14 protein-coding genes are annotated in these 18297 nt (G+C 67.2%); 6 read left to right on the top strand and 8 right to left on the bottom strand.

The window, feature by feature from the left end; all coding sequences use genetic code 11:
• Positions 1-28: 28 nt before the first annotated feature.
• The 5 genes from M1248_RS16360 to M1248_RS16340 all read right to left on the bottom strand — a co-directional run bounded on the left by M1248_RS16360 (position 29) and on the right by M1248_RS16340 (position 7061).
• Positions 29-913, bottom strand: coding sequence for an enoyl-CoA hydratase/isomerase family protein (locus M1248_RS16360; RefSeq protein ID WP_163733571.1), 885 nt, complete (start codon positions 911-913; stop codon positions 29-31).
• A complete protein-coding gene (gene fadD4, locus M1248_RS16355) occupies positions 910-2430 on the bottom strand; it encodes a fatty-acid--CoA ligase FadD4 (protein ID WP_317149066.1) in 1521 nt (506 codons plus the stop codon). Before fadD4 ends, M1248_RS16360 begins: the two co-directional genes overlap by 4 nt.
• A gap of 140 nt (positions 2431-2570) precedes the next feature.
• Entirely contained in the window at positions 2571-4400 is a 1830-nt protein-coding gene (locus M1248_RS16350; RefSeq protein WP_317149065.1) for a phosphoenolpyruvate carboxykinase (GTP), read from the bottom strand.
• A 211-nt stretch (positions 4401-4611) separates the two neighbouring features.
• Entirely contained in the window at positions 4612-6084 is a 1473-nt protein-coding gene (locus M1248_RS16345; protein ID WP_317149064.1) for a hypothetical protein, read from the bottom strand.
• Complete coding sequence (locus M1248_RS16340) at positions 6081-7061, bottom strand: hypothetical protein (RefSeq protein ID WP_317149106.1); 981 nt, start codon at positions 7059-7061, stop codon at positions 6081-6083. The genes M1248_RS16345 and M1248_RS16340 overlap by 4 nt, the downstream gene beginning before the upstream one ends.
• A 185-nt stretch (positions 7062-7246) precedes the next feature.
• Between M1248_RS16340 and trmB the strand changes: the two genes are divergently transcribed.
• Genes trmB through M1248_RS16325 form a run of 3 tightly spaced genes read left to right on the top strand, consistent with a single transcriptional unit; the run spans position 7247 to position 12086 of the window.
• A complete protein-coding gene (trmB, locus tag M1248_RS16335; RefSeq protein WP_317149063.1) occupies positions 7247-8074 on the top strand; it encodes a tRNA (guanosine(46)-N7)-methyltransferase TrmB in 828 nt (275 codons plus the stop codon).
• A complete protein-coding gene (locus M1248_RS16330) occupies positions 8071-8754 on the top strand; it encodes an NYN domain-containing protein (protein WP_163733560.1) in 684 nt (227 codons plus the stop codon). The genes trmB and M1248_RS16330 overlap by 4 nt, the downstream gene beginning before the upstream one ends.
• A gap of 47 nt (positions 8755-8801) precedes the next feature.
• On the top strand, positions 8802-12086 hold the full coding sequence (locus M1248_RS16325; RefSeq protein WP_317149062.1) for an MMPL family transporter: 3285 nt from the start codon (positions 8802-8804) through the stop codon (positions 12084-12086).
• A 57-nt stretch (positions 12087-12143) separates the two neighbouring features.
• Here M1248_RS16325 and M1248_RS16320 read toward each other — a convergent pair whose 3' ends face one another.
• Positions 12144-12986, bottom strand: a complete 843-nt coding sequence (locus M1248_RS16320) for a hypothetical protein (protein WP_317149061.1) — start codon at positions 12984-12986, stop codon at positions 12144-12146.
• 94 nt (positions 12987-13080) lie between these two features.
• Positions 13081-14229 carry an AI-2E family transporter gene (locus tag M1248_RS16315; RefSeq protein ID WP_317149060.1) on the bottom strand — a complete coding sequence of 383 codons (1149 nt, stop codon included), beginning with the start codon at positions 14227-14229 and terminating at the stop codon, positions 13081-13083.
• Between the two features lie 77 nt (positions 14230-14306).
• Between M1248_RS16315 and M1248_RS16310 the strand changes: the two genes are divergently transcribed.
• Genes M1248_RS16310 through M1248_RS16300 form a run of 3 tightly spaced genes read left to right on the top strand, consistent with a single transcriptional unit; the run spans position 14307 to position 16992 of the window.
• Positions 14307-15368 carry a YbhN family protein gene (locus M1248_RS16310; RefSeq protein ID WP_163733551.1) on the top strand — a complete coding sequence of 354 codons (1062 nt, stop codon included), beginning with the start codon at positions 14307-14309 and terminating at the stop codon, positions 15366-15368.
• A gap of 18 nt (positions 15369-15386) precedes the next feature.
• A complete protein-coding gene (locus M1248_RS16305; RefSeq protein ID WP_317149059.1) occupies positions 15387-16628 on the top strand; it encodes a M23 family metallopeptidase in 1242 nt (413 codons plus the stop codon).
• Complete coding sequence (locus tag M1248_RS16300; protein WP_163733545.1) at positions 16615-16992, top strand: DUF3054 domain-containing protein; 378 nt, start codon at positions 16615-16617, stop codon at positions 16990-16992. Before M1248_RS16305 ends, M1248_RS16300 begins: the two co-directional genes overlap by 14 nt.
• Here the strand turns inward: M1248_RS16300 and M1248_RS16295 are convergent.
• Positions 16948-18294 carry a sensor histidine kinase gene (locus M1248_RS16295; RefSeq protein WP_163733542.1) on the bottom strand — a complete coding sequence of 449 codons (1347 nt, stop codon included), beginning with the start codon at positions 18292-18294 and terminating at the stop codon, positions 16948-16950. The genes M1248_RS16300 and M1248_RS16295 overlap by 45 nt on opposite strands.
• Positions 18295-18297: the final 3 nt, after the last annotated feature.

The following is an 18297-nucleotide window of genomic DNA, read 5'->3' as shown; positions in this document are numbered from 1 at the left end:
ACCGCTGCGGTGCGTTTGCGCGCCGAATTCACAGGATTTCGTCGATCAGGCCCCATTGCAGTGCGGTCGGCGCATCGATGGTCTGCCCGCTCAGCACCAGATAGGCCGTCCGCCAGCGCCCGATCCTGCGGGCAATGCTGACGGTGCCGCCCGCTCCGGGAATCAGCCCCAGGCTCAGCTCCGGCAGACCGAAGACCGCATCCGGGCGCGACCGGACCCAGCCGCAGAAGGCGGCCATCTCCAACCCGCTGCCCAGTACCTGACCGTGCACCTCGGCGCGGCAGTGCGTGCCCAACCTGGCCGTCAATTCATCGAGCACCAGCGCCGGGCTGTGCCGGGTGCGGGCGAGATGGGCACTGGCCGGATCGTCGAACGTGCCGAACTCGGCGAGATCGCCGCCGCTGCAGAACGACGGACCATTGCCCGACAGCACGACATCGGTGACCGATGGATCGAGGCGAGCCACCTCGAGTGCTTCCAGTAGCGCCGCCCGCGCGTCGGTCGAGAAGGCGTTGTGCCGCTGCCCCCGGTTGAACCGCACGTAGAGGCTGTCCTCGACGCGCTCAGCCTGTACCGGGTCCGGCAGATTCGCCGGTCGCGCCGGTCCCCGCTCCCCCAGCCAGCGCGCGAATTCGGGTCCGGACTGCAGCGTCGAGTAGGCGAGCGATTCGGTGACGACGCCGGCGAACGCGGGCGCGCCGGGGTCGAACGCACGTAGTACATCGCTGCAGATCGCGGCGGCCTGCGGCCAGCGCAGGCACCGCGCACGCAAGTCGTCGAGAACGTCGGGTATCGAGCCGACGGTCACGGCGCGGCGATCGTCGGCGTCCTGCTCGGTCAGTGTGAAAGTCGCGTCCTCCGATGGGAATCCGATCGCGACGACCACACCCGAGGCGAGTTCCACCTGCTTCACGAGTACTTCTTTATCAGCTCCTGCTTGAACATCTTGCCGGTTTCGGTGCGCGGCAGCTGCGCCTCGAAGGAGATCGACCGCGGACACTTGTAGTGCGCCAGCCGCTCGCGCAGCCAGGTCAGTAGCTCGTCACCGAACGCCTCGCTCGCGTCGGCGGGGTCGACCGTCTGGACGACGCCCTTGACGCTCTGGCCCATCTCGTCGTCGGGGATGCCGAACACGGCCGCGTCGAGCACCTTCGGGTGGGTGATCAACATGTTCTCCGCTTCCTGCGGATAGATGTTGACGCCACCGGAGATGATCATGTGGTGCTTGCGGTCGGTGAGGAACATGTAGCCCTCGTCGTCGACGTAACCGACGTCGCCGACTGTCACCCAGCCGTGCCTGTCTCGTGACTCGGCGGTCTTCTCAGGATCCTTGTGATAGACGAACGGCACGACGCCCAGGTCGAAGTAGATCTGCCCCGCCTGACCGGGCGGGAGGTCGTTGCCCTCGTCATCGAGGACGTGCGCCACACCGAGCAGCGGCTTGCCAACGGAGCCAGGGCGTTTCAGCCATTCCTCGGCGGAGATGAAGGTGATGCCTGCGCCTTCGGATGACGAGTAGTACTCGTCGACGATCGGGCCCCACCAGTCGATCATCTGTTTCTTGATGTCGACGGGGCACGGTGCGGCGGCGTGCACCACGCGGTGCAGGCTCGACAGATCGTACGAATTGCGTACGTCCTCAGGGAGTTTGAGCATCCGCACGAACATCGCCGGGACGAACTGGCCGCTGGTCACTCGGTACCGCTGGATGGCGTCCAGCGCCGATTCCGGGTCGAACTTCGACATGATCACCGTCGTCACGCCCATCGCCTGCGCGCTCATCGACCAGAGACACGGCGCCGTGTGGTACAGCGGCGCCGGACTCAGGTATACGGACTCCGGGCTCATCTGGATGGCCATCAGCAGCGCGGACACCAGGTTCGGTGCGTCGGCAGGTTTGGCGTGGGTGAGCTCTCGGCGAATTCCCTTGGGACGGCCCGTCGTTCCCGACGAGTACTGCAGCAGATCGCCCTCGATCTCGTCGTCGATGGGTGTGCTCGGCCGGTCCGCCACACACTCCGGGTAGCGCTGCCAGCCGTCGAGGTCGTCGTCGGCGATCAGCAGCAGGTCCGGCAGTGCGCCCAGCTCGGCCAACCCTTCGCAGACCTTGCGCGTCGCACGCGATCCGAGCATGGCCTTCGCGCCGCTGTTGTCGATGATGTAGGCCACCTCGGGCGGGGTGAGGTGGGTGCTGATCACGGTGTAGTACAGGCCGCTGCGGCGCGCGGCCCACATCGCCGTCGGCAGATGCTCGTTGTTCTCCATGAGCACCGCGACGGTGTCACCTTCGACCAGGCCGGCCTCGCGGAAGTGGTGAGCCAGCCGGTTGGCCCGCTCCTCCAGCTCCTTGAATGTGACGATCGTTCCGGCCGGATGGATGATGACGGCCGGCCTGTCGGGGGTGGCCTCGGCATGCTCGCGAATCTGCATGCGCCGACTCTACGACGTGGGATCTTGACAGGTGTCAAGTGGGTCCGGTGGGCCCACAGCGCATGGGCCCACACGCAAGTAGGGGACTGGGGAACGCGAAAGCCCCCGCCGGCGAGCGGGGGCTTCAGCGCAGAAACGAACTACTCGGCTTCGGCGAGGCGATGCTTGAGGGCGTCGAACTCGTCCTTGATGCCGGTGGGCAGCTTCTCGCCGACGAACTCGAACCACTCCTCGATCAGCGGCACCTCTTGGCGCCACTCATCGGCGTTCACCGCGAGCGCCAGGTCGACGTCAGCAGCATCGACATCGAGGCCCTCGAGGTCCATGTCCGCGGCGGTCGGCACGATGCCGATCGGCGTGCTCTTACCGTCGGCCTTGTGCTCGATGCGCTCGATGGCCCACTTGAGCACGCGGCTGTTCTCACCGAAGCCCGGCCACAGGAAGCGGCCGTCATCGCCACGGCGGAACCAGTTGACGAAGAACACCTTCGGCATCTTGGACTCGTCGGCGTTCTTGCCGATGTTGATCCAGTGCTGGAAGTAGTCACCGACGTTGTAGCCGAGGAACGGCAACATCGCCATCGGGTCGCGACGCACGGTGCCGACCTTGCCCTCGGCGGCGGCCGTCTGCTCGGAGCCGAGCGTGGCGCCGATGAACACACCGTGCTGCCAGTCGCGGGCCTCGGTGATCAGCGGCACCGTCGTCTTGCGGCGGCCACCGAACAGGATCGCCGAGATCGGCACACCCTGCGGATCGTCCCACTCGGGCGCCAGCGTCGGGCACTGCGAGATCGGGGTGCAGTAGCGGGAGTTCGGGTGGGCCGCCTTGGTTTCCGTCTCACGCAGAATCCAGTCGTTGCCCTTCCAGTCGATCAGGTGGTCGGGTTCGCCTTCCAGGCCTTCCCACCACACGTCGTTGTCGTCGGTCAGCGCGACGTTGGTGAAGACGGTGTTGCCCGCCTCGATCGTCTTCATCGCATTGGGGTTCGAGTCCCAGTTGGTGCCCGGCGCGACGCCGAAGAAGCCGAACTCCGGATTGACGGCGTACAGCCGGCCGTCCTTGCCGAACCGCATCCAGGCGATGTCGTCGCCGACGGTCTCTGCGCGCCAGCCGGGGATCGTCGGCTGCAGCATCGCCAGGTTGGTCTTACCGCATGCCGACGGGAACGCCGCGGCGATGAAGTACGCCTTGTTCTCCGGCGAGATCAGCTTGAGGATCAGCATGTGCTCGGCCAGCCAACCCTCGTCGTGGGCCATCGCCGACGCGATACGCAGCGAGTAGCACTTCTTGCCGAGCAGTGCGTTGCCGCCGTAACCCGAGCCGTAGCTCCAGATCTCGCGGGTCTCGGGGAAGTGGGTGATGTACTTCGTGTCGTTGCAGGGCCACGGCACGTCGGCCTGGCCGGCTTCCAGCGGCGCACCGACCGAGTGCAGACATTTGACGAAGAAGCCGTCGGTGCCCATCTTGTCCAGCGCCGCCTGGCCCATCCGGGTCATCGTGCGCATCGAGAGCACGACGTACTCCGAGTCGGTGAGCTCCACGCCGAGCTTGGGGTCTTCGGCGCCGAGCGGGCCCATGCAGAACGGCACCACGTACATGATGCGGCCGCGCATGCAACCGCGGTACAGGTCCGTCATGATGCCGCGCATCTCGGTCGGGTCCATCCAGTTGTTGGTCGGACCCGCGTCGACCTCGCGCTCGCTGCAGATGTAGGTGCGCGACTCCACGCGCGCCACGTCGGACGGATCCGACAGCGCAAGATACGAGTTCGGCTTCTTCTTGTCGTCGAGCTTCCGGAAGGTGCCAGCCTCGACGAGTTGCGCCGTCAGCTTCGCAGCCTCTTCCTCGGACCCGTCGGCAAACACGACCCGGTCGGGCTGCGTGAGTTCGGCGACCTCCTGGACCCAGGCGAGCAGCCCCTCATGCTTCGTCGGTGCGGTGTCCAGACCTGGAATGGTCGCTGCGGTCATTGTGTGTCTCCTGCAATCTTGCTGCGTATGCGTTTCTGCCAGGACGCGGGACTGAGGAGCGTGTACCAATAAAAGACAGCGCGTCTCGGTCGTCCCTGTAATACAGAGGTTAACGCGGGTGACATACCCGCGGTAAATCGGATCTATGTCCGATCACTCACAGGAACGATTCAGAAGGCCCGCTCAGAAGGTATGTGCGCGGTGTATCGATTCAGCTCGTCGCGGTTTTTCCGTATAGCTCGGCCCGGACGGCGTCCACAGCCGCCAGCAGCGGGGGCAGCCGGCGGTCCCTGGCCTTAGCCGCCTTGGCCGTCTGCAGCGCGTGGTCGCGCAGTTCGGCGTCGATCTCGGCAACCCGACCGGCGGCGGTGGCGCCCTCCACCTCGTCGCGATGGGCGAGCTCGGAGGTAAGCGCCGTCTCGGCGACCAGGACCCGAGTGGCAACCCGTTCCTCCACCGCGGACCGCAACACGTTGACGGCGTCGCTGATCCAGCGGTCGAGCACCCCTCGATCGTGCAGCAGCCCGCGAATGCCGACCACCCACACCGTCAGCACCAGCCCGACGATGCCTCCTGCCGCAAGTCCCGCGACGGTCATCCCGGGTGCCAGCCCGGCGAACAGCCGGGTCACCACGAGCGCCACCCCGAGCCCGAAGCCGGCGCCCAGGATCATCATCAACTGGGTTTCCTGCCGACGCGATTTGAGTGGCGGTGCGGGGATCTCCGGTGTGGACGGCGATGCGGCGGCCGGCGGCACAGGTAGGCCCACCTCCGTCGCCACGTCCGTCAGCTGATCGGTGATGCCCTCCTCCACCTCGTCGACGACCTCGTGCATGCGGGCCCGCACACGCGATTCGAACGCGCCGATCTTGAGGCGGGTCAACTGTGCGGCGTCCTCGGCCAGTTCACTGCGCACGGACGTGCAGCGGTTACGGGCGAAGTGCCCCAGCTGCACACGGGCCTGCTGCAGTTGGCTGCGCAGCGCGATCGCGCGTTCGGACTTCGACAGCCGTCGGCGGCTCAGGATGTCGTCGCGCTTGGAGTGCAGTGCGCTCACCCGGGCCCGCCGGTCCGTTCCGTCACCGTCGGCCCGGTAGTGTGCGATGTCACCCAGCAGTCGGGTTTCCCACGCGCGCAGCCTGTTTCGGCGCGCGACATCGGGATCGGACAGCCGCTGCCGTAGCAGGCCGACGAGCTCGTCGATGCGGGGCGGACCCAGATCGGGGGCGGCCGCGGCACCCACCCACTGCACCTGGGCGTAGTTCGGCGCGCGTTGCGTCAGCAACTCACGATTTGCAGCCAGTACCTCGCGCCAGTGGCGGTGCGCATCGATCTTCGACACCACACCAATCACCAGGTCGGTGTGCCTGCTGGCCAAATCGATCAGCGCACAGTCGGATTCCGTCATCGGCGCGATCGCGGACACGGTGAAAACGACCGCCGCCGGAGCGTGCGCCGGGTGCAGGTCTTCGGATTCGACGAACGTGTGCTCGGGCAGCTGTTCTCGCAACGTTGCGATCAGGCTGGTGGTGCCGGCCAGCCACGGGCCCACCACCAACACGACGTCGCGGCCCTGAACACCGGGCGACGTCAGACCCGGTTCGATCGCGGCAACCACGGCGTCGGCCGCGGCGATCGGATCGCTGCGCTCCCCGACCTGTGTATCGGTGCTCTCGCTGGTCACCGAGACCGCCCGAGCAAACGCAGAGAGCCTCGGCAGATATCGGCCGAATACCTCCGATGCGCGGCGTGGACCGGGCCGCAGCCGTACCGCCGCCAGTGCACGGCACGTCTGCGATGCGCGGCGGAATCGTCACCACGGTCGACGTGCATGCCGTCGGCCTCCACCGCCTCCACGGCGGCGCCCATCACGGCCAGCACCACGTCGTCGGTGACGAGGAAATCAGCTAGCTGTTGATCGCCGGATCGCATTGCAAGCGAGCGTAATTCGTCGATCCCCGCGCGGACCCGCCGGTACCGGATCGCCGCGCCGGACGCCGTCACCTGCGCGACCGCCTCATCGATCCGGCTTGTTCGACGCAGCACCGCCTGGACTGCCGCGAGGTCGGCGCCGCCTTCGACGGCCAGCACCGCGTGGGCGATACCGAACCGGTCCAGCGCGTCGAGCAGGCGATTCCTGATCTCGGATGACAGCGGATGCTCGGAGTGCACGAAGGCGTCGGTCGACGTGAGGTTCGCGGGGGCATCCACCAGCGTCTGCAATGCGGTCATCAGTTCGTCGTCCAACTCGGCGCGGGCCAGCAGACCCACCACCGGCACGGTGGGCGCATCCGTCAGTGCGCGCAGGGCGGTGGCATGGCGCTGCGCGGTCGCCATGGGCCCGGCGTCACCGAACGCGCTCAGATCCGCCTTGTTCAAGATGACCACCGTCGGCCGGTCCGAACGGTTCGCCACGATCAGATCCTCTGGCTTGAGGGTTTCGGCGACGACGAGCACCGTGACGTCGGCGGCGTCCGCCGTCACCGCAACGCCCGCATCGGCCAGCGCGGCAGCCACCGTGCTCCGCCCGACACCGCGGCGACCGCACACGGCAACGCGTACCGGCGCACCGGACCGCCGAATGATCGGGGTCAACCGCGGATTGCGGCTCTGCTCAGCGAATTGCGTCAAGACGTCAACGAAAATCTCAGCAGCCTCCATGTTCCCCACGGATTCCACGGTCGGTGGCCCCCGCTCCCCACCCACGATGCTGGCATCTCCACAGGCATGTCGCGAGCGGTAGTTGTGGCGGTTGGGGGTAAACCGGCAGCCCGCAGTCGAGGCCTAGCAGTCGAAGGCAACTGTTGGGTATCAATCTGTACCACGATGCGGGTACTCCCCCCTTTGTGAGCGACCATGGACGGATGCTTTCGGGTAGCGGGGGTGTGGGACTGCCGGCTCAGCCGGCCCCTGCCGAACTGCCGGCTCAGCCGGCCCCTGCCGAACTGCCGGCTCAGCCGGCGGATGTCGGGGCACCACCCCCGTCACATCTGCATCCCCGGGTGACCAGCTTCAGAACCCGCCGGACGACGCTGAGCAGTGCACAGCAGGCCACGTGGGACCGGCTCTGGCCTGAGTTGGGCATGCACGCCCGCGACGGCGACGGCCCGGTTCCCGCGTTGGACACCGAGGCGTGGTTCGGGCGCACGGCGCCGATCGTCGTCGAGATCGGCTGCGGAGCGGGCACCTCGACACTGGCGATGGCCCAGGCAGAACCGAACATCGATGTGGTTGCCGTCGAGGTCTACCGTCGCGGGCTGGCACAACTGCTGTCCGGTATCGACCGGGAACGCGTCCGTAATATCCGCCTGGTCCGCGGCGACGGCGTCGACGTCCTGCAGTACATGTTCGGGGCGGACTCGCTGACCGGCGTGCGGGTCTTCTTCCCCGACCCATGGCCCAAGGCGCGCCACCACAAGCGCAGGCTGCTGCAGCCCGCGACGATGGCGCTGATCGCCGACCGGTTACGACCCGGCGGTGTGCTGCACGCCGCGACGGACCACATGGGTTACGCCGAACACATCGCCGAGGTGGGTGACGCCGAGCCGCGGTTGCGCCGCGTGGGCACCGAGGACGCCCTACCCATATCGGTCGATAGGCCGGTGACGAAGTACGAGCGCAAGGCTCTCGCCGGCCCCGTCGTGACCGAACTGCTCTGGGAGAAGGCCGAATGAGCCTCACCGAAGACATGACACAGATAGCTGAGGTGTCCGACACACCCGCTGCGACCGGCCGGGTGCTGCTGGTCTGGGACGCGCCGAACCTGGACATGGGCCTCGGCTCGATCCTCGGCGGTCGTCCCACCGCGGCACACCGGCCCCGGTTCGACGCGCTGGGACGCTGGCTGCTGTCGCGCACAGCCGAGCTGTCGGCCACTCGGCCCGATGTCTCGCTGGAGCCCGAAGCGACGGTGTTCACGAACATCGCCCCTGGTAGCGCCGATGTGGTTCGACCTTGGGTGGAGGCATTGCGTAACGTCGGTTTCGCGGTGTTCGCGAAGCCGAAGATCGATGAGGACAGTGACGTCGACATCGACATGCTCAATCACATCGCGCTGCGCAGGAGTGAGGGACTGGCCGGTGTGCTGGTGGCTTCGGCCGACGGTCAGGCGTTCAAACAGCCGTTGGAGGAAATCGCCCGCGACGGCGTGCCTGTGCAGGTGCTCGGATTTCGCGAACATGCGAGCTGGGCGCTAGCGTCGGATACCTTGGTGTTCGTCGACCTGGAGGACATTCCTGGTGTTTTCCGGGAGCCATTGCCGCGGATCGGCCTCGATTCGCTGCCCGAACAGGGGGCTTGGCTGCAGCCGTTCCGGCCGCTGTCATCGCTACTGACCTCGCGCGTCAACAACTGAACCGCGCGACGTCGCGCCTTGAAGATTTGTAAGTGTTAGGAGCTTAGGTGTTCGCCTGGTGGGGTCGGATGGTGTACCGGTTTCGGTACTCCGTCATCGGCGTCATGGTTGCACTGTGTCTCGGTGGCGGCGTGTTCGGCATCAGTCTGGGCGAGAACGTCACGCAGAGCGGCTTCTATGACGAGGGCAGCCAGTCTGTCCATGCCTCGGTAACCGCCGACGAGGCTTACGGGCGTGACCGAACGAGCCACGTGGTGGCGATACTCACGCCGCCCGACGGCAAGAAGGTCGACGACCCCGAGTGGATGAAGAAGGTCACCGACGAGCTCAACCAGCTCGTCGCCGACCACGAGGACAAGATGGTCGGCTGGGTGGGCTGGCTGCGTGCCCCCAACAGCGACGACCCGACGGTCCAGCAGATGAAGACGTCGGACATGTCGACGACGTTCATCAGCGTCCCGCTCAAGGGCGATGACGACGACACGATCCTGAAGAACTACCAGGCGATCGAGCCCGACCTGCGCGAGGTCAACGACGGCAACATCCAGCTCGCCGGCCTGCAACCGCTGGCCAGCGAGCTCACCGGCACCATCGGCGAGGACCAGAAGCGCGCCGAGGTGGCCGCCATCCCGTTGGTCTGTGTCGTGCTGTTCTTCGTTTTCGGCGGCGTGGTCGCGGCCGCCCTTCCGGGCATCATCGGTGGCCTGACCATCGCGGGCGCACTTGGCATCATGCGGCTGCTCGCCGAGTTCATGCCTGTGCACTTCTTCGCCCAACCCGTGGTCACGCTCATGGGTCTCGGTATCGCGGTCGACTACGGCCTCTTCATGGTGAGCCGGTTCCGCGAGGAGATCGCCGAGGGCTACGACACCGAGGCTGCCGTACGCCGCTCGGTGATGACGTCGGGGCGCACCATCATGTTCTCGGCGGTCATCCTCGTGGCGTCCTCGGTGCCGCTGTTGCTGTTCCCGCAGGGCTTCCTGAAGTCGATCACCTACGCGATCATCGCGTCGGTCATGCTCGCGGCGATCCTGTCGATCACCGTGCTGCCGGCCGCGCTCGCCATTCTCGGCTCACGGGTCGACGCCCTCGGCGTGCGCTGGCTGATGAAGTTCGCCGAGCCGGACACCATCAGGTCCGACCCGAACAACCCGCGCACCAACACGTTCGCGATCGCGTCGATCCCGACCGGCCTGCTGCTCCCGCCGGTGGGTATCGCGCTCGGACACCTGGCACGCAAGCGCATCAGGGAGACCGGTGAGCAGGGCGCGCAGTTTGCGCTCATCGGCCTCACGCTCGGTTACATCACCCTGCTGGGCGGTCTCGCCTACGCCATCTCGGCTTCGAAGGACACCCTCGGCACCGCCCTCTACTGGGTGTTGATGGGCATCGTCATCTTCGTCGCCGTGGTTGTCGTCGGCGTCGTGCTCGCGCGCTATGTCCCGCTGGCCCGCACCCCGATCGTGTGGTGGCTGAATTGGCTCGCCGAGAAGACGCAGAAGACCAAGACGCGCGCCGAGGTCGAGAAGGGCTTCTGGGGCAAGCTCGTCAACGTCGTGATGAAGCGGCCCGTCGCCTTCGCCGCACCCATCGCGATCGCCATGATCGTGCTCGTCATCCCGCTGGGGCAGCTGGCGCTCGGCGGCATCAGCGAGAAGTACCTGCCGCCCGACAACTCGGTCCGCTCGGCGCAGGAGAACTTCGACAAGACCTTCCCCGGATTCCGCACCGAACCGCTGACGTTGGTGATCGAGAACACCGACGGCCAGCCGGTCACCGACCAGCAGGTCGCAGAGATCCGCAGTAAGGCCATGACGGTCCCCGGGTTCATCGAGCCCGATGGCGATCCCGCCAAGATGTGGCAGGCCCGCGGCGGGGAGTCCACCGATCCGTCCGTGCGCGTCATCCAGAACGGCTTGATCGACCGCAACGACGCCGCGAAGAAGGTCGACGAGCTGCGCTCGATCTCCCCGCCTCGTGGACTCACGATCTCCGTCGGCGGTACCCCCGCGCTGGAGCAGGACAGCATCCACGCCCTGTTCGACAAGCTGCCGTTGATGGTGACCATCCTGATCGTCACCACGACCATCCTGATGTTCCTGGCATTCGGTTCGGTGGTGTTGCCGATCAAGGCCGCGGTGATGAGCGCGCTCACGCTCGGCTCCACGATGGGCGTGCTGACGTGGATGTTCGTCGACGGCCACGGCTCCGGCCTGATGAACTACACACCACAGCCGCTGATGGCTCCGATGATCGGTCTGATCATCGCGGTGATCTGGGGTCTGTCCACCGACTACGAGGTATTCCTGGTGTCCCGAATGGTGGAGGCCCGCGAACGTGGCATGTCCACCGCCGAGGCGATCCGCATCGGTACAGCCACCACGGGCCGGCTGATCACCGGCGCCGCACTGGTTCTCGCGGTCGTCGCGGGTGCGTTCGTGTTCTCCGACCTCGTGATGATGAAGTACCTCGCGTTCGGCCTGCTGATCGCCCTGCTGCTGGACGCCACCATCGTCCGTATGTTCCTGGTGCCCGCGATCATGAAGCTGCTCGGCGACGACTGCTGGTGGGCGCCGCGCTGGATGAAACGGATCCAGGAACGCCTCGGCCTCGGTGAGACCGAGCTGCCCGACGAGCGCAGGCGGCCCGCGGTGCGCGAATCCGTCGAGAACCCCGAAGCTTTGGTGGGTGCGGGCGCACCGGCGCCCGCGCGTTCCCGCCCGCCGCACGATCCCACACATCCGGCGGCCGAGGGCGCATCGCGTCCCGGCGCTGCCAGCCGGGCCGCCGCGCCGCCACGGACGAATGCGCCATCGAGCACGGGGACGACGCGCATGCCGGCCGGACGCCCGCAGGCAGACGAACCGCAGACCACGCGCCTGTCGACCGCACGGGACGCGGTACGCAACGCCGTGCATAACGCCGCGTCCGCCACCCGCGGGGCCGCCGGTCCCCCGCCCCCGCGGGAAGAACGCGAGATCGAGTCGTGGCTCGGCGAACTGCGCGGCACCGGCGCGCCTGCCGGTCAGCCGGCGCCGCCGCCCAGCAGAAGGCCGGCCACCGAGGCACGGGGCCGCCCGTCGACCGCGTCCACCCGCAAGATGCCGGGTGCGGCCGCACCGGAAAGCCAGGGTCCGGTGCCCCCGCCGCAAGGCAGGGCGCAGCCTCAAGCGCAGCCCGACGACGCAGCGACGACCGCGATTCCCGCTCAACGCGCCGAGGATTCAGACACCGCCACCGAGAAGCTCAACGCCGCCGCCGAAGAGCAGCCGAAGCGGCGTGGCGGCGGAGTGAGCGCCGCGGATCTGCTGCGCCGCGAAGGGCGGATGTAGGGCGCGTCGGCGTGTGTAACCCCAGGGCGCGATTTCGCCTGAAATCTCGCCGTTCGGTTACACCCCGCGACGCGCGAAAGCGGTGGCGACCCGGCCGACGACGGCACCTTCGGTGTCCCGTTTGGTGACTCGTACGACGAGCCAGCCAAGGCCGGTGAGCTCGTCATGCCGTCTGATGCCTTTGTTGAACACCTCGGGGTCGGTCCTGTGGTGGTCGCCTTCGTACTCGGCCGCCACCTTGATGTCCTCCCAGCCCATGTCGAGTTCGGCGACGAGTGTGCCGTAACCGTCGTACACGGGTATTTGTGTTGTGGGGCGGGGAAATTCGTTGCGGATGAGAACCAGGCGTAGCCACGTTTCCCGCGGCGATTCCGCGCCCGCGTCGACGAGTTCCAAAGTCTTGCGTGCCTTCGGGATGCCGTGGCGGCCGCGATACCGATCGGCCAACAACTCGACATCGGCCATCTTCACGCGGGTCGCCCGGGCGAGCACGTCGATCGCGGCGACCGCCGAGTCGACCGGGTAACGACACGCGAGGTCGAGGGCGGTTCTCGCCGGATTGGTCACCTGCATACCGTCGACAACGCAGATCTCGTCGCTCTCGATGGAGTCAGCCCACGCGGTGACGCCTTCAGCACGCCTGCGATTGGTGTCGATGATCGCTGCGGGCGAGCTCGCGTCGATCCACCGCGCGCCATGCAACGCAGATGCCGACAGGCCAGCAAGAACGCCACGGCGTCGGGACCTCAGCCAAGCCGCCTTGGCCCGAATGACGGGGGTGACCGGCGTGTTCTTGTCCAGGTATATGTCCTTGTGCAGCGCGATGAAATCGCGGCGCAGCGCGTGGCGCGTCAGCGCTCCGGCAGCCGTCGCTGCACTGCCCACAAAGGGTTGATTCATGGCCGGATTCTGCACAGGGACGCTGACATCCCCGCGTGTGTAACCCCAGGGCGCGATTCCGCTGTAAATCTCGCCGTCCGGATACACCAGAGAGCTAGTCCTTGGCGCTGTCCCCGATGTCATCCGGGGTCGCCTGGATGACGGCTTCGTCCCCGGTGGCCTGCGCGGCCTCCTCCGCCGCGGGATCCCTGGCGAGCAGCACCCTCGCCGCACTGTTGAGGAAGGCGACCGCGGGCACCGCGAGTAGTGCCCCGACGATGCCCGCCGTGATGCCACCCGCGGCGATGGCCAGCACGACAGCCAGCGGATGGATCGACACCGCACGACCCATCACCAGCGGCTGCAACACATGCCCCTCGAGCTGCTGGACGGCGATGATCAGGCCGAGGGTGATGAGTGCATAGATCAAGCCTTTGGCGATCAGCGCGACGATGACGGCCAGAAATCCGGCGACCACCGCACCGACCAGGGGGATGAACGCACCGAGAAACACCAGCGACGCCAACGGAAGTGCCAGTGGAATGCCCATGATGGCCAGGCCGGTGCCGATACCCACCGCGTCGACGAGCGCCACCAGGAACGTCGCGCGCACATAGCCGATGAGCGACCGGAACCCCGCCCGGCCGGCCTCATGGACGCGCGGCTGCACGTTCTCGGGGAAGATCTTCGTAAGAAACCCGAAGATGTTGCGGCCACCGTGCAGCAGGAAGATCAGGGTGAAAAGCACGAGCAGCGCGCCGGTGACGATTTCGGTGAGTGTCCCCGCCGTCGACAGCGCGCCGCTGGTCACCTTCTCCTGGTTGTCACGCAGCGCCTCGAGGGCGGTCTCGCGGGCCTGCTTGATCTGGTCGCCGCCGACATGCAGCGGGCCGCTGGACAGCCAGTTACCCAGACCCTCGATGCTCTGGCCGACCTGCTCGGCAAGGTCGGGCAACCCCTCGACGAACTGGCTGACGACGAAAGTGAGGATGCCGCCTACGACCGCGATACCAGACAGCAGCATCAATGCGACCGCGACGCCACGCGGAACGCCAAGGCGATCAAGGAAGTCAACCGCGGGCAACAGCAGCGCCGCCACCATCGTCGCCAGGGCGACCGGCACGACGATCAACTCGAGACGCTGGACCACCCAGAGCACCGCGACGACCGCGGCCCCGATGACCAGCAGCCGCCACGACCACGCCGCGGCCTTACGGACCAGCGGGCTGACCGCCTCGTCTGCGTCAGATAGACCCGCGGACATCCCGCCAGCGTAACGGCCCGCCCCGCGCAGACCCGGTATCTCGGGAAACCGCCACCTCACGCTTTACCCTGTAGGGCGTGTCGCACGACGCGCCGGCGCGCGAGTCCCGCGGTCAGGACCGCCCCGCGCGCGGCAAGTACTGGTGGCTGCGGTGGGCGATCATCGCCGTGGCCGTCGTCGTGCTGTCCGTCGAACTGACGCTGGTACGCGACCAGCTCGCCAACGCCTGGCGCAGCCTGTACTCCGCGAACTGGTGGTGGGTGCTGGCCGCGGTGGGCGCGGCGATGGCGTCGATGCACTTCTTCGGAGACATTCAGCGCAAGCTGCTGCGCTCGGCGTGCGTGCCCGTACACCAATGGCGCTCGCAGGCGGCGTTCTACGCGGGCAACTCGCTGAGCACCACGTTGCCCGGCGGCCCCGTGCTGTCGGCGACGTTCATCTACCGCCAGCAGCGCAGGTGGGGCGCCAGCCCGGTGATCGCGTCATGGCAGTTGGTGATGTCGGGTGCACTGCAAGTCATCAGCCTGACGCTGCTCGGGATCGGTAGCGCCTTCTTCCTTGGCGCGAAACACAATCCGTTCTCGTTGATCTTCACCCTCGCCGGGTTCATCATGTTGATCGTGCTGGCCCAGGCCGTCGCGTCGCGGCCGGACCTGCTCGACGGTATCGGGGTGCGAGTGCTGTCGTGGGTCAACTATGTGCGCGCCAAACCGGCGGACAAAGGGCTGGCCAAATGGCGCGAAACCCTGGCCCAGCTCGAGTCGGTGAACCTGACCAGGCGCCAGCTCGGCGTGGCGTTCGTGTGGTCGATGATGACGCTCGTCACCGGTGTGGGCACGCTGCTCTTCGCGTGCTTCGCCGCAGGCGGAAAACCGTCGCTGCTCGGTGTCGTGGTCGCCTACGTCGCCGCCCGCGCCGTCGGATCGATCCCGCTGATGCCCGGTGGGCTACTGGTGGTCGAGGCGGTGCTGGTGCCGGGCCTGGTCTCCAGCGGAATGACCTTGGCCTCAGCGATTTCCGCCATGCTCATCTATCGGATGGTCAGCTGGATCTTCATCGCCGCCATCGGCTGGGTGGTGTTCTTCTTCATGTTCCGCACCGAGGCCGAGCTCGATCCCGACGCCGAACCCGACTCGTAGAAGGTAGTCACCTCGCCCATGCGAACCCTCGCTGTCCCTGCACTTTTCGCTGTCTCGCTGCTGCTGGCCGCCGGCTGCTCGTCCTCGTCCGCGCCACCGGCGCCGTCGACGACATCGACCTCCCCGACCACCAATGCCGGGCCGATCCGCGGGCCCGAACAGCCGGTGGTCACCCCGTTGATCGGCAGCGTGCTGGCCCCGCCGATCCCCGTGCCGGCGACCGATGGCCGCGTGCACCTGGCCTATGAGGTTCAGCTGACCAATGTGCTCTCCCAAGAGGTGACACTCACCTCGCTGGCCGCGCTGGACCGCGACGTCTCGCTGCTCAAGCTGGTCGGCGAGCGGCTCGCCGACAGGACTCGCGTCGTCGGAAACCCTACGCCGACAACGAAAATCGGACCCGCGCAGACCGCCGTCGTTTGGCTCGACGTCGCGCTGGAGAAGGATGCCGCTGTACCGGAGCAGTTGGTGCACGCCATCAGCCTGTCGCTGCCCGACCCGAAGCCGCCGCTGTTCGGAGCGACCATGACCATCGACATCGCCCCGACGGCGGTAGAGTCCCGCAAGCCGATAGCGATCTCGCCGCCGCTGTCAGGACCGGACTGGCTGAACGGCGACGGCTGCTGCGGCACCAGCGCACACCGGATGGCGCTCAACCCGATCGACGGCCAACTGTGGGCCGCCGAGCGGTACGCGATCGACTATGTCCAGCTTCGGCCGGACGGAACGCTGTTCTCCGGTGACCGTTCGAAGCTGGACAGCTACTCCTACTTCGGCGCTGACATCCGCGCCGTATCCGACGGTCCGGTCATCGCGGCCGTCGACGGGATGCCCGAGCAGATCCCCGGTGCGAGCCCCACTGGACTGGAGTTGAACCAGTACGCCGGAAACCACATCGTCCAGGATCTCGGGAACGGCAACTATGCGCTGTACGCCCACATCAAGACGGGCGCGGTCAAAGTAGCAGTCGGCGACCGCCTCACCGCCGGCCAAGTGATCGGCGCGGTCGGCAACACCGGCAACAGCGATGCACCGCATCTGCACTTCCATGTCATGAGCTCACCGGATCCCTTGCGCTCGAACGGCCTTCCGTTCGTGTTCTCCAGATTCCGGCTCGACTCGAGGGTCTCCGAACCGGCGAGCAACCTGAATGTGCTGTTCGACGGTAAACCCGCACCGATGCAACCCGGATTCACCGCGCGTGACGAAAACAGCGTCATGCCAATGGAACTGGACGTGATGACCTATGCCAATCGATAGCGCCGGACAGACCCGCCCCGCATTGACCGCGTTGGCGACCGACGTCGTCTGCGTCGTCGTCTTCTGCACGATCGGCCGGCGCAGTCACGCCGAAGGGTTGACCCTTTCCGGCATCGCCGAGACGGCCTGGCCTTTCCTGGTCGGCACGCTCACCGGCTGGCTGTTGTCGAGGGCCTGGCAGCGTCCGGCCGCACTGGTGCCCACCGGCGTGGCGGTGTGGTTGTGCACCGTGGTGGTGGGCATGCTGCTGCGCAAACTCACCTCCGCCGGAGTGGCACCGAGTTTCATTGTTGTGGCGTCACTTTCGACGGCCCTCCTGTTACTGGGCTGGCGTGCCGGGGTCGCCCTGCTCAGTCGCGGCTGACACGGTCAGGGTCGCGCGCAACCCGCCGAGCGGCCCGTCGCTCAGCTCGATGCTGCCGCGATGCAGCGCCGCCTGCTGCGCCACGAGCGCGAGGCCGAGCCCGGAGCCGCCCGGCGCCGCGGTGGTGCCGCGGGAGAATCGGCCGAGAACGGCCTTGTGCTCCTCGACGGGCAGACCGCGGCCGTTGTCGTCCACGATGATGACGATCTCGTCGCGCTCCCGCAGTGCCTCCAGCACGATCCGCGTCGCCTGGCCGTGCTGGATCGCGTTGCGCACCAGGTTGTCGACGGCCAGCCGCAGACCGCTCGGCCAGCCCCAGATGACACCGAGGTCGTCCTTCGCCTCGACGACGATCTCGACGTCATCGCGCAGGCGCATGTTCTCCCGGGCTACCCGGTCGAGCATGTCGGTGATGTCGATGAGTTCGCGATCTTCGGCCTGCGCCAGTTGACCTGACGCCAGTTGCCCCAGCGCGGTGATGATCGCCTCCACCCGTCGCTGTGCCCGGGACAGGTCGGCCACCACCTCGTCGCGCTCCTCGGCGGGGAGGTCGTGGATTCGCAGCGTGTCCAGATCGGCGCGCATCGCTGTCAGCGGCGTTCGCAGCTCGTGGGCGGCGTTGGCCGCGAAATCCTGGGCGGCCTGCAGCGAGTTGGTGGTCGCCCGCTGCGCGGCGGTCAGTCGACTCAGCATCGCCGACATCGCCTCGGAGAGGTCTTCGGCTTCCCGCGCCCCATGCACCTTGGGCATCTCCTCGCTGCCCCGGCGCAACTGCTTGGTGTGTTCGGTCAGCTTGCGCAGCGGCCGGATCGCTGGGCCCGCCAGCATCCATCCCAGCAGCGCGGCGATCAGCACCGTGAGCAGGCCCGCCGCGGCGTACAGCGGAATTCTGGAGGCGCTCAACAGGATGCTGTCGGCGCGGATACCGATCGACATCAAGACGCCGTCGGGCTGGTCGACGGGCAGCGTGCGTACCCGGTACTCGACCCCGTTGACTTCCACCGTGTCGGTGCCCGGCGGCAGCGGCGGCAACTGGAAGCCCCGCTGGAACACCACCTGTCCGGTGGATTCGGACCGTCCTGTCGTCAGCACTCCGCGGCGCGGATCCTGTAGCTGTTCGGGACGCATACTGGCGTCGATGATCGAATCGAGTCGGCGATCCAGTTGTGCCGCATCGTTATTCGCGAGAACCACCGACGTCGCGATCGTGAACACCGCGACCACCGCGGCCGCTGCGGCTGCCGACGCGACGGCAACTCTGGTGCGCAGCGACGCGGATCGCAGGAACCGCGGAAGTCTCACCCG

It is taken from the genome of Mycobacterium sp. 29Ha (assembly GCF_032883055.1).
GTDB lineage: Bacteria > Actinomycetota > Actinomycetes > Mycobacteriales > Mycobacteriaceae > Mycobacterium > Mycobacterium gallinarum.
The sequence above is the reverse complement of the archived record's forward strand: the minus strand, read 5'-3'. Positions and strand labels throughout refer to the sequence as shown.

Bases quoted from the DNA above. Each gene is read 5' to 3' on its own strand.
- fadD4 (WP_317149066.1), bottom strand. From the start codon at position 2,430: ATGCAGATTCGCGAGCATGCCGAGGCCACCCCCGACAGGCCGGCCGTC.
- M1248_RS16350 (WP_317149065.1), bottom strand. From the start codon at position 4,400: ATGACCGCAGCGACCATTCCAGGTCTGGACACCGCACCGACGAAGCAT.
- M1248_RS16340 (WP_317149106.1), bottom strand. From the start codon at position 7,061: ATGGAGGCTGCTGAGATTTTCGTTGACGTCTTGACGCAATTCGCTGAG.
- M1248_RS16330 (WP_163733560.1), top strand. From the start codon at position 8,071: ATGAGCCTCACCGAAGACATGACACAGATAGCTGAGGTGTCCGACACA.
- M1248_RS16320 (WP_317149061.1), bottom strand. From the start codon at position 12,986: ATGAATCAACCCTTTGTGGGCAGTGCAGCGACGGCTGCCGGAGCGCTG.
- M1248_RS16315 (WP_317149060.1), bottom strand. From the start codon at position 14,229: ATGTCCGCGGGTCTATCTGACGCAGACGAGGCGGTCAGCCCGCTGGTC.
- M1248_RS16305 (WP_317149059.1), top strand. From the start codon at position 15,387: ATGCGAACCCTCGCTGTCCCTGCACTTTTCGCTGTCTCGCTGCTGCTG.
- M1248_RS16300 (WP_163733545.1), top strand. From the start codon at position 16,615: ATGCCAATCGATAGCGCCGGACAGACCCGCCCCGCATTGACCGCGTTG.